This window comes from Paenibacillus woosongensis (genome assembly GCF_009725165.1).
Taxonomy (GTDB): domain Bacteria; phylum Bacillota; class Bacilli; order Paenibacillales; family Paenibacillaceae; genus Fontibacillus; species Fontibacillus woosongensis.
Genome location: NZ_WNZW01000002.1, coordinates 642,941 through 655,119 on the forward strand (window position 1 = coordinate 642,941; position 12,179 = coordinate 655,119).

Here is a 12,179-nt window from a genome sequence, read left to right on the forward strand (position 1 = left end):
GCATATATCTGCGAATCAGCTCTTTGCACGCTTTAATTGAATTTATTTATGAGCCAGAGCCGCTACTTCATCCGCCGTAATGACCCCCTTGTAAATATGCAGCTCATCGATCATGCCCTTGAACGGCGCATCCCACCAGTTCACGCCCAGGCTAAAGGTGCCTTGGTCATCCAGGAACACATCCGGGAAGCCGGTGCCTGTAAATTTCTCTTCTCCGTTCACGTACACGGTGACATGGCCCTTGTTGACGGTGAAAGCAAAATGCGTCCATTCTCTCGGAACTGTATTCACGCCGGTTCCAGCATCATACCAGTTCGATCCCGCCCATAACATCGCACTGTTTCCTACGCCGTCGTGGCCCTTCGGCTGAAAACTAATCCAGCTGTCACTAGTCTGTGCTCCAAAAAAAACTGGCGTATAAGGTGCAAGCTCCTCCGCATAGACCCACATCGTCACTGAGTAGCTATCGCCGGAAATCAATCCCTCCGGCAGCAGGACGCCTGACGCGCCGTCGAATACGGCCGCTTTGCCGGTTACGCCCGGCTCATAGGAAATGGTTCCGCCGGACGGTGAACTGATCATATCCCCAATGACCGTCCCTGCTCCAAAACTGCCCGCTGTATCAAGCAATTGATCCTCAAAGGAAAATTGAGCTGTTAATTCTGCAGCGTTCTCCACCGGATCCGGAGCATATTCCTGCGACAGCTTTGCCACCAATTCAGCGGTAATCGGCACGTCATAAATCCGCACCTCATCCATCATGCCCTTAAACGGCGTATCCCACCAGTTCACACCCAAGCCGAAGGTGCCGTGTTCGTCCGTAAACACATTCGGGAAGCCGGTGCCTGAAAATTTCTGTACACCGTCGACAAAGACTTTTACCGTTCCGCGATCAACCGTAAAGGCCACATGATGCCATTCATTGGCGCGGATTCTGGAGCCGGTCGTCGCATCGTACCAAGACTCGCCCGACCATAGCATCGTGTTGTTATCCCAGGATTGCGGCACCAGGCTGATCCAGCTGTTATTCGCCTTTGCGCCGAAGAAGCTCGTCGCAAATTGCGTGTGCTGCTCTACATTCAGCCACATGGCGACAGAATATCGGTCGCTGGCAATCAGTCCATCCGGTAGTTTAATGCCGGAATTCCCGTCAAATACCGCGGCTTTGCCTTTTACCCCTTCATGATAGGTTATTGTGCCGCCAGTGTTGTCGATCCGGTTGCCTGTAACTGTACCTGCGCCGAAATTGCCGGCGGTGTTGCGCAAATCCCCCTCAAAAGAATACTGTGCCACCAGGCCGTATGCAGGATCGATCGGCACAACCACGATCTCGAATGTCTTGGTGGCGGTCGCCGTTCCTTTCGTCATGGTCGCCGTAAGTGTCGCCGTCAAATTCGCTTCGCCAACCTCCGGCGGTGAAATAATCCCCTTGTCGGTGATGACCGTTTCATCTGAGGTTTGCCAGGAAATAACCGTACCGCGGGCACCAGTCGTTGGCAGTGTTAAATGGGTCATGACCCGGCTCGTATCGCCAAGCTCCAGAGCGCTCTTCACATCGCCCACGATCTGTTCGTCCGATTTGTCCGGCTGCCGGATACCCCAAACGGTCTCTCCAGAGGAGGAGATCGCGGTAAATGTCATCGTCTCCCGTTCGAGCGCCGTATCCCACTGGCGGACGAATACTCCGTCATAGGTTACACCATCTACCGTAATTACGGCTTGATGCCCATTCCGCAGCTCCCATGATCCTGTGACATCGCCTGTTATCGTCTTATTCTCGTTCAGACGGACGTTCACCGCAGGCGTAATATTGCCAGAATAAGCCAGTCCATGGTTTACAAATTTATAATCGCCAGCAATGTCGCCGGCATTCGCCGTTTGAATCCTCTCCCCGGCATAGCGCTCCGGCGCGACCACGAGCCAGCCGTCTTTATTCAAGAACATCTGATGGACGCGAAGTTCATGCGCCTCGCCCCTTTGCGGAAAACGTGTATGGAACAGCAGGAAGTACTTCCCTGTCTCTTCCTCAAAATATACGGAGTTATGGCCAGGCGACGCATAGCCATAGCCTATGCCCGTCCCCGGCTCTCCGACCTGCCGCTCAAACAGGAAGTTGCCGATCATCTTGATGCCGTAGGGCGAATTGTCGGTATTGCCCGGCAGAACCGCATTATTCCCCGCCGCATCCACGTAAGGGCCGTCCGGCTCGGTCGCCCGGAACAATCTCATGTTGTAGCCGCCGTCCGCCCCCAGCCATCCATAGGTCACATTCAAGAAATAGTAGCCGGTAGCCTTATCATAAATAATGTACGGGCCTTCTCCCGATTTTGTATATCCGCCGGCAATTTTGGTACCGAAATAGCGATCGATGATTCGGCCATCCGCCGTAACTCCATCCTGACCCGGATACATCGCCCGGCCTGTCTGCGGATCGAGCTCAAGGACGAAAATTCCGCCAGACCAGGAGCCATAAGTCATCCACAGTCTTCCGCTGCTATCCGTAAACAAAGTTGCATCAATAGCGTTCGGATACATGCTGTTGTTATAGGAGCCATTGCTGTTGAACCAATTCGGGTTGCTTCCGGCCAATATACCGTTATCGATCAGCGCCTGAAGATTTGTATTTGTCCATTTCTTGTTGACCTGGCTATCGGCATCGTAAGCGTCGTTTCTAGTAAAACCCGAGTACACGATCGTATCCACATATTGATAAGGACCTTCGATGTTTTTGGATACCGCATAACCGATCGCCGACCGGATATAGGTGGAGGATGCGCTGTAATACATCATATAAGCGCCCGTAGTTCCATCCTCATTCACGTAATGCTCGTTCCAGACGACGTCCGGCGCCCAGACGGAGAAGCCGCCTTTACTGTCGGAGTCATTCTCTCCAGCCCAGGCAAACGAACCCGCCAAATTCGCGGATAAATCGCCAAAGATCACATTGCCCGGCGTCTCGTACCCATTCGTGAACCGGGTCCAGTTCATCAGATCAGCCGACTTGGCCGCCTCGATATGAGAGCCAAATACGTAATATGTGCCGCCATCTTTGATAATGGACGGGTCATGCACCGACACCTCGGTAAATGTCGGCTTGCCCCCCGGCTGCGGATTCGGCTGCGGATTCGGGTTTGGCGATGGTCTGGAAGTGGACGGCGAGCTTGAACTCGAACCTCCGGGCGTATTTGTACTTCCATTGCCAGGAACCGAAGCTCCCTCGTCTTCACGGACGAGTCTTGTATCGTTTGAATGAATCACTCCTTTGCCTCTCACCGGAATCGTCTTATTTACATGAATGAAGACCTCCTCGATTACACTGCCTTCGTGAACATTCAGGGCCGCCTGCTGACGAAGAACGAGCTTCTTTATCAATCCCTGCAGCAAACTAAGCTCAGGATGAGACAAGGAACGAACCTCGACCTCAGCGAATTCTCCTGACAGCTGCACCTTGGAGTGCTTCGGCAAAGCCTCGTCCAATATCACTTGCATGAAGCCTTCGGCCCCGTCCGCCAGCGCCTTTTCCTCCAATTTGGCGCTGGATTGGACAATGATTTGCTGGACACTTGTATGGCCTTTGGCCGCCAGTCTAATTTGCCCGTTCCGCTTATTTACAACGATTTCACGAATTTCAGAATCGGCCAAGATGACCGTGTTCTCTCCGCCCCCGTTCGCGTACACCTTGCCCTGTACCTTGACGTTGTAGAGCGTCACATCTCCCTCAGCAATCCCTTCTGTCAAATACAGATTGCCTTGAATCGTTGCATTCTTCAGGACAATACCGCCGCGATGGATGACCGCATTCCGGTACGAGCCGCCCGAATGTGTACCTTCCTGATTAAAAATTTCGCCGGACAGCTTGCCGAGCAGAACGAGCGCCTCGGCTCTCGTTACGGGGTTACCGCCTCTAAAAGTATGATCGGGGTATCCGCTCGCATAGCCGCCTATCAGCAGCGCAGCTACCGCCGGGGCACTCCAGGAAGGAAGCTCCTCTCCATCCTGAAGCTGCACCGCCGTGCCCGATGAGCCGGAGGGCTGCAATGCAAACACCTTCGCCAGTACGACGGCCGCTTCCTGCCGCGTAATCACTGCGCCAGGGCGTACAGTCCCATCCTCATATCCGCTTAAATAACCGGCTGTAATCGCTTTCTTAATTTCTGAATAATAAGCATCCTCAGCATGCATATCTTTAAAAGAAATTTCATTCATTGGCGAGAAATTAAATACTTTATTGACTAAGGTCACAAATTCAGCTCTCGTTATCGCCTGATTTGGCTTAAACGATCCATCGCCATAACCGTGAATCAGCCCCTTCTGAACCCAGTCGGCAAACGGCTTCTCCGCCCAGTGACCCTTTATGTCAGTGTCGGTTATGTCGGTTGTGTTACTTACGTCACTTACATTACTTACGGCATTTACGCCGCTTATACCACTTTTGTCACTAACGCCGCCTATGCTATTTCCGCCGCTGCCCGAACCGGCAAAACCGCCATACTCGGCAAAAGCCGCGGCAGGCATCAGCATGGCCAATGTCAATATGACAGCCAGCAGTTTATCCCATATACGCTTCACATTCATTTCCCCCTATGGATTCATATAAATAAAAGAACCGGCAGCGTACTGGATTAACTAATGGCTCCATCTCGCTGTCGGTCCTTGTTCTTGTATGAGCTGTTACTCTACGGCAATCGTGACGACGGACATGGCCGGCAGCTTGATCGCCAGCTTATTGCCCTGCACGGCAGCCCCAGTGAATTCCACCGGCTTGACGGCATCCGGCTGCTCAAAGTTATTATGGGCATTCATCTTGTCAGCCGTGAGAATCGTTCCCGATACCTTCGCACCGGCAGCATCGAGACCGCGAAGCTCAAGGTCGAGCACGGCATCCTGCAGATGATCGATATTGCACAGGCTGATATGGACTTTGCCTGAAGCATTTCTGGAAGCGGAGACCGTCACCTGCGGCAGTTTCTCGCCATTATATTCGTACTCACCGAAGGTGGAATCAACGGCCAGCAGCTCGGCATCCTGATGAACCTTGTACATGTCGAACACATGATAGGTCGGCGTCAGGATCATTTTCTCGCCTTCCGTCAGAATCATCGCCTGCAGCACGTTGACGGTCTGAGCAATGTTCGTCATTTGCACGCGGTCGCAGTGATTGTGGAAAATGTTGAAGTGCAAGCCGGCCACCAGTGCGTCCCGAATCGTGTTCTGCTGATACAGGAATCCTGGATTCGTTCCCGGCTCCACGTCGAACCACGTGCCCCATTCATCGATGATCATGCCTACGCGTTTGTCGGGATCGTATTTATCCATAATCGTGCTGTGCTTGCGGATCAATTCGTCCATATGAAGAGCTTTCTTCATCGTAATAAACCACTCGTCCTCCGGAAAGTCGAGGGCCGATCCTTTGCCCAGCCAGAAGTCCCCCGGAATCGTGTAATAGTGCAGGCTTAATCCGTCCATAAGCCAGCCTGCATTCTTCATTAACACTTCCGTCCAATTATAATCGTCCACATTCGCCCCGCCGGCGATTTTATAAATTTTGTTGTCCCCGTAATTACGCACATAAGTCTGATAGCGGCGGTACAAATCAGCGTAATATTCCGGACGCATATTTCCGCCGCAGCCCCAATTCTCATTCCCCACGCCAAAATATTTCAGCTTCCACGGCTCTTCCCGGCCATTCTCTCGTCTCCAGTTCGCCATGGGGGATTCGCCGTCAAAGGTCATATATTCGACCCATTCCGACATTTCCTGTACCGTTCCGCTGCCCACGTTGCCGCAAATATACGGCTCGCATTCCAGCAGCTCGCAGAGCAGCATGAACTCATGGGTTCCGAAATGATTGTTCTCAACCACACCGCCCCAATGCGTGTTGACCATGCGTTTGCGGCTTTCCCTAGGCCCCACGCCGTCCTTCCAATGATATTCGTCGGCAAAACAGCCTCCCGGCCAGCGCAGCACTGGAACCTTGATCTGCTTCAGCGCCTGAAGAACGTCATTGCGAATTCCTTTCGTATTGGGGATCGGGGAGTCCTCGCCAACCCAAATCCCCTCGTAAATGCAGCGGCCCAAATGCTCCGAGAAATGGCCGTAAATATTCTTATTAATAGTTCCTTTGCGGATGTCCGCGTTAACGATCACGATATTTTTCAAAATGATGCCCTCCAGATGAAAAATAATATTTTCCCATTACAAGACAAGCAGCAAATTACCGAGTTCGTTGCGCATCCGGCAGAGGTTCCCCGAAGTTCGGCGTTCCGTCCTCATTCCAATGGAAGATTTGGGCGCGCGTATGCCGGTTTGGATCATACAGCGGATCCCCTGTAATCTCTTTGTAATTTCGGGCATGATAGACAATGACGTCCCGGCCGTCCTCTGTAACCGTAAAGCTGTTATGTCCCGGACCATATTGCCCGTTCTCCTCATTCGTCACGAAGACGGGAACCGGAGATTTGGACCAGGCTTGCGGATCAAGCAGATCGGCAGTTTCGTCTGCATACAAGAGTCCCATGCAATAATTATGATCCGTGGCGCTGGCCGAGTAGCTTATGAATATTTTACCGTTGCGCTTTAAGACCGCTGCTCCTTCATTCACCTTGAAGCCAATGATTTCCCAGTCATATTCTGGGGTTGAGATCATCGTCTGCTCTCCTGTCAGCGTCCACGGATTACTCATTTTGGAAATATACATATTCGAGTTGCCGTCAATTTCAGGATCCTTCTGCGCCCAGACATAGTACAGATCCCCCCGGTGCTCGAACACGGTTGCGTCCAGGGCAAAAGATTCCCAGCGTGTGCGAACCTGCCCCTTCTCTGCCCAAGTTCCTTCAAGCGGGTTAACTGCACTGTTCTCCAGAACGTACATCCGGTGATCAAACAAGCCGTCCTTCGTCTCCGTTGTTCGTGCAGCGGCGAAGTAGATATACCATTTACCCTGAATATAATGAATTTCCGGAGCCCAAATGTTGGCGCTAAGCGGCCCGGTGTCATACTTTCTCCAAGCCACAACGGGCTGTGCCTCGCCAAGCCCTTGAATCGTTCGAGCTCTGCGCACCTCGATCCGATCGTACTCTGGAACAGAAGCCGTAAAGTAATAATAGCCGTCACTATGCCGGTAAACCCAAGGATCTGCCCGTTGCTCAATAATTGGATTTTTGAATTCATGGTTTGTTATCATTCTGGTTTCTCCTTTGTGAAATCATTTTGTATAAATCCAGGGCAGGCTCAGCTCTCTGGTTGGGCCTTTTGCTTGCCCCAGATTGAAACTCCACGCTCATCCAATCCGGTAAATATGAGGGTTTGCCCCCCTTTTTCCCAATCCCATGAAGGAAGCAGCTGCACGTTCGCGCTGTTCCCCTCGCCTTCGGCAACATCGTTCCATGTCAAAGTCACCGTTCTCCGTCCATCGAATTTCCAGGTCCCTTGTCCCCGGCTGCCTTCCAGCTTCCCTTTGGGGTGAAGGATAAGCTGATCGGACTCGATCATTCCGTCGATAAACGGATCGATTTCAATCCGTTCCCACTCCCCGGCGATCAGCGCCTCCGGTATGTCCTGTTCCTTCTCTCCGGCATATCTCTCTGGTGATACGACAGGCCATCCGTCCTCCGTCCACAGAATTTTGCGGATATGCAGATATGACCAGTGTTTATCCGCCTCTCCGCGGGCATGGTGAACGATGTAATACTCGTCTCCATCCTTGAGAACGGAATTGTGGCCCGGCGCTATCCAGCCCTCTTCTTCACCGAACTTATAGCCGCCGAGAATTTTAGTGCCAACCTCATACTGCGGCTCAAATCCGGTATCGGTCATTTCCCGTCCGTTATAGTCCACATAAGGCCCGGTAATCGTATCTGAACGAGCCACCCGCACGTTATAATCCTCGAATAAGGAATCATAGGATACGAACAAATAATATTTGTTGAATTTCTCGTTATAGATGATATAAGGCCCTTCAACTGCCCCGTCCTCCAAAATAGGATCACGTGCGGCTATTCTAGTGCCGAATCCTTCCTCGCCAGGCTTCCCTGTCTCCGGATCAAGTTCAATGATGTGAATTCCGCCAAAAAAAGAACCGTACACCATCCACATCCGCCCATCGGTATCCGTAATAATGTTAGGATCGATGGCATTCAGCACATCCTCGCTTCTCGTCTTAAGCACAGCCCCTTGATCTTTCCACGGACCTTCGATGGACTTGGAAGTTGCCATGCCGATCATAGACTGCCTGCTGCCAAACGTGGACGCCGAATAATAGAGCCGGTACTCATCTCCATGCTTCACGACATCGGGAGCCCACAAATTGACTGCCCCGCTCCAAGCCCCAGCCTCTTCCGGAATACCCGGCAGCGCATAGCCGACCCATTGCCAGCGGATAAGATCCTTGGATTTGCGCACCATGACCCCCGGCTGCGGATCTCCTCCGACTTTGACGTCCGTGGAAAAGATATAATAGCCGTCTTCCGTCTTGATAATGCCAGGATCGTGGGCATTATTGACCGTCCACTTCTCTTCTGCATGAAGAATTGACGTATCGTACATCGCCATCTCACCTGGCGAATCGGGAAATATCGGTTGGGGCGCTCCTTTTCCCGTGCAGCCAACCGCCCCGAGAATCATCAATAGAGACATGCCTGACAGCACCGCCTTTTTAGATAAATTCATCGCTGCTCACCGCCCTGCAGACTCGCTTATCCTTTCACTCCAGAAATCGCGACCGACTCGATAATTTGCTTCTGGAACACAAGGAAAATGATCAGCACCGGTAGAAGAGCAATAACAGAAGCCGCCATAATCAGCGGGTAGTCCGTCTGGATCGCATACGTCGCATTAAAGTTCGCTATAACGAGCTGGAGCGTCATTTTTTCCGGCGAATTCAAATAAATGATCGGTGCCAGATAATCGTTCCATATGCCCATGAACCATAAGATCAGCTGAGCGGCTACAGCAGGTTTGATTAATGGAAACGTAATGACCGAGAAGAGCCGGAAATAAGAGCTCCCATCAATTTTTGCCGCCTCAATGACCTCGTTCGGAATGCTGATCAAATACTGCCGCAGGAAGAAAATCATAATAATATTGCCGAATAAGCCAGGAACGATGAGCGGCAGCAGCGTATCGATCCAGCCCATTTTAGAGAACATCATAAATTGCGGAATCATGACTGCGGGATAAGGGATCATCATCGCCGACAGCAGCATGAGAAAAATTTGATTTTTGCCGGGAAATCTGAGCTTCGCGAACGAAAATGCGGCCAGGCTGGAGGTAAACGTACCTACGACTGTAACTGATACCGCGATAATGACGCTGTTCTGGATCCCGCTAAGCAGCGGACCGGCTTCCCATATTTCCAAGTACTTGCTCCATTGCGGATTGCTAGGGATCCACACCGGAGGCAATGCAAATACGTCCAGTTTTTGTTTGATAGAAGTAGATAGCATCCATAGCAGGGGCGCAATCATAAAAACGGCCCCGATCGACAATATGATGAAGATGATCGTATTCGTCAGCTTGATTCTAGTCGAATGAGACATATTCATATTCTCTCCTTTCCCTCATACTCAAATATCAAAGGATGATTTCTCGTTCATTTTGAATTGAATCAGGGTCACAATAAATATGAATATGCCCAGAACGACTGCCATGGCGGAGGCATAACCCATTTGCAGGTTGTTAAAAGCCTTCTGCCAAATATAGAACACGACGGAAGCCGATGAATATTCCGGTCCCCCCGTAGAGGTCATAATGTTGATTTCCGTAAAAATTTGCGACCCGCCGATAATGTTCGTCACGACGATAAAGAAGGTCACCGGCTTAACCATCGGCCAGGTGATATGGCGGAAGGCCGCGAAGCCGTTGGCTCCGTCCAGTTCAGCCGCTTCATAATAGGAGCGGGGAACGCTTTGGAGAGCCGCTAAATACAGGAGCATGGTGTAACCAAGGCCTTTCCAAACGGTCATCATGATTAGGGCTGGTTTGACCGTATGCTTGTTCATCAGCCAGTTGGGCCCTTTAATGCCGAACAGTTCGAGGAATTGATTCACTAGGCCGTAATCGCCGTTAAAGGCCCAGCTCCACATAATCGAAATGGCGGCAAGCGAAGAAATAACCGGAACATAATAAATGACGCGAAATGTCGTCGTTCCCGGTATGCCCCGATTCAATCCGAGGGCGATCAGCAGGGCGAGCACGATGCCGATCGGAATTCCGATCATCATGTAGATGGTATTGAAGCTTGCCTTGTGGAAGAGTTCATCCGTAAACAAATCCTTGAAATTGCTCAGGCCGATGAAATCCATCTGCCCCAGGCCATCCCAGTCCGTAAACGAACCGTAGAACGAATACGCCACAGGGAACAAGGTAAATAGCAAAAAGCCCAGAACCGGGGGAGTTACATAAAGCAGCCCGTACATTTTTTCTTTTCGATAGAGATTCGATTTGGTTTTCATGCGGTTCACCTCTATTTCGGATGCCAGAATGAAAATGATGCTAGCCCCTTTGTATGATAACCTCAGTGACTAACATCATTTTGCATACTGGATTATTACAATTGCTAATGTTGCAGAACGGTTATTTTTTCTTCGATTTTTGCTCCTGTTCAATGGCTTTATCCAACAGCTTTTGCATCTTCGGCTGTTCCTGCTTCACATATTCCGCAGCCGTAATTTTGCCATCCAGGACTGGCTGGATATCCGTAAAGAACAGGTTGTACCATTCGGCATTGTAAGTGTAGTGGCCTGGCAGCACTCTGCCGTAATCTCCTACGATGTCCAGGAACTCCTGCTTGTTGGCTGGTCTCGTCGACGTATCGGCAGCCCATTCCTCCGCCATATCGATCAGGTTCGGAATTTGCACCTTGGCGTTAACCAGCATTTCCATGCCATCCTTCGATGCGGTCAAATAGTTGACCAGGGCGACCGCCTCTTCCGGATATTTGGTCTTCTCGGAAACTCCGATTCCAAGCGAGCCTATCCAAGTAGCGGACTTACCTGTCGAACCTGCAGGGTAAGGCATCAGATCATATTCGAATGGGAGCCCTTCATAAGTACTCATATCCCAAGGTCCTACCGGGAAGAAGGCCAGCTCTCCTTTCATCCAGCGCTGGTAGGTATCCAATGTTTGCGCATCTTCGGCGGAAGGCGTAATTTTATGGACGTTCTGCATGTCTGCAAAGAACTGAAGCGCTTCCGCGAATTTCGGATCATCGATCGTGACTTTCGTCTTTGTCTCGTCAATCCAGTCTGCCCCATTACTCCAGACTAGCGACTGCAATACCCAGTTCACGTTAAAGCCTGTCCCGTATTGATCGATCTTTCCGTCTCCGTTCGTATCCTTGGTCAGCTTTTTGTTCACTTCAATAAATTCATCCCAGGTCATCGGGACGTCATTGTCCGGCAGCGGGATGCCTTCCTTCTCGAACATCGTCTTGTTATATCCTAAAGCGAACGGTCCAACGTCCTTCGGCATGCCGTAGATATCGCCTTGTCCGGCCATCTCGCCGTCATAGCGGTATAAATCAACGCCGTATTTCCAAATGTTATCAAGATTAATATCGTCGTTATAATTCAGGTAAGGCGTAAGGTTCATCAAAATTCCGCTGTTCACGTAAGCTTTCAAATCGCCGGATTCAAAGTAGAACACGTCAGGCACTTTATTTCCCGTGATGGCCGCTTTCAGTTTCGTGGCATACTGATCCGCTGCTGTAACGACCATTTTCACTTTTACGCCGGGATGATCCGCTTCAAATTTCTTGACGACTTCCGTATAAGCCTTCTGCTCATCGGTACCTCCGCGGTACATAAATGTCAGCTCTTTAGTCTCTGAAGATTTGCCGGCATTCCCGTTGCCATTGCCGGCTCCTGCCTCACCGTTCCCTTTGCCTCCGCAGCCTGCCAGCACGGTTGAGAGGATGAGAATGAGCGAAACGAGCGTAAACCAACTTTTTTTCTTGACCACCATAAACCCTCCTAATGAATATTGATTTAACATTGCGTAAAATAGAAATGTTAAGCCTACGTATTCTTCAACCATATGTAAAACTATTTTTAAATAATTGAATGAATCCGCTTGCAAATATAAAATAACATATAGAACGTAGATTGTAAATAATAAAACTTAAAACTTTTTATAATTATTTAAAATTAAATGGTGAATCACGTTAAAAGGGGGGATAAAAA

At 50.5% G+C, this 12,179-nt stretch carries 7 protein-coding genes; all 7 read right to left on the bottom strand.

Translation table 11 applies throughout. The annotated features are described in order from the left end of the window. Positions 1-42: 42 nt before the first annotated feature. The 7 genes from GNP95_RS26590 to GNP95_RS09370 all read right to left on the bottom strand — a co-directional run bounded on the left by GNP95_RS26590 (position 43) and on the right by GNP95_RS09370 (position 11,958). The gene (locus GNP95_RS26590; protein ID WP_196427117.1) at positions 43-4,569 is read right to left on the bottom strand and encodes a LamG-like jellyroll fold domain-containing protein; all 4,527 of its coding nucleotides are present in this window, start codon (positions 4,567-4,569) and stop codon (positions 43-45) included. A 102-nt stretch (positions 4,570-4,671) separates the two neighbouring features. Then, complete coding sequence (locus GNP95_RS09345) at positions 4,672-6,159, bottom strand: alpha-N-arabinofuranosidase (protein WP_155610552.1); 1,488 nt, start codon at positions 6,157-6,159, stop codon at positions 4,672-4,674. A gap of 55 nt (positions 6,160-6,214) precedes the next feature. Next, the gene (locus GNP95_RS09350) at positions 6,215-7,183 is read right to left on the bottom strand and encodes a glycoside hydrolase family 43 protein (protein ID WP_155610553.1); all 969 of its coding nucleotides are present in this window, start codon (positions 7,181-7,183) and stop codon (positions 6,215-6,217) included. Between the two features lie 47 nt (positions 7,184-7,230). After that, positions 7,231-8,634: an arabinan endo-1,5-alpha-L-arabinosidase gene (locus GNP95_RS09355; protein WP_155610863.1), complete on the bottom strand. Its 1,404-nt coding sequence runs from the start codon at positions 8,632-8,634 to the stop codon at positions 7,231-7,233. A gap of 59 nt (positions 8,635-8,693) precedes the next feature. After that, positions 8,694-9,536 (bottom strand): carbohydrate ABC transporter permease, encoded by an 843-nt coding sequence (locus tag GNP95_RS09360; protein ID WP_155610554.1) that lies wholly within the window; start codon positions 9,534-9,536, stop codon positions 8,694-8,696. 27 nt (positions 9,537-9,563) lie between these two features. After that, positions 9,564-10,451 carry a carbohydrate ABC transporter permease gene (locus tag GNP95_RS09365; protein ID WP_155610555.1) on the bottom strand — a complete coding sequence of 296 codons (888 nt, stop codon included), beginning with the start codon at positions 10,449-10,451 and terminating at the stop codon, positions 9,564-9,566. Positions 10,452-10,572: 121 nt separating this feature from the next. After that, positions 10,573-11,958 carry an ABC transporter substrate-binding protein gene (locus GNP95_RS09370; RefSeq protein WP_330163332.1) on the bottom strand — a complete coding sequence of 462 codons (1,386 nt, stop codon included), beginning with the start codon at positions 11,956-11,958 and terminating at the stop codon, positions 10,573-10,575. Between the last annotated feature and the right edge of the window lie 221 nt (positions 11,959-12,179).

Bases quoted from the DNA above. Each gene is read 5' to 3' on its own strand.
- GNP95_RS09365 (WP_155610555.1), bottom strand. From the start codon at position 10,451: ATGAAAACCAAATCGAATCTCTATCGAAAAGAAAAAATGTACGGGCTG.
- GNP95_RS09360 (WP_155610554.1), bottom strand. From the start codon at position 9,536: ATGTCTCATTCGACTAGAATCAAGCTGACGAATACGATCATCTTCATC.
- GNP95_RS09355 (WP_155610863.1), bottom strand. From the start codon at position 8,634: ATGTCTCTATTGATGATTCTCGGGGCGGTTGGCTGCACGGGAAAAGGA.
- GNP95_RS09350 (WP_155610553.1), bottom strand. From the start codon at position 7,183: ATGATAACAAACCATGAATTCAAAAATCCAATTATTGAGCAACGGGCA.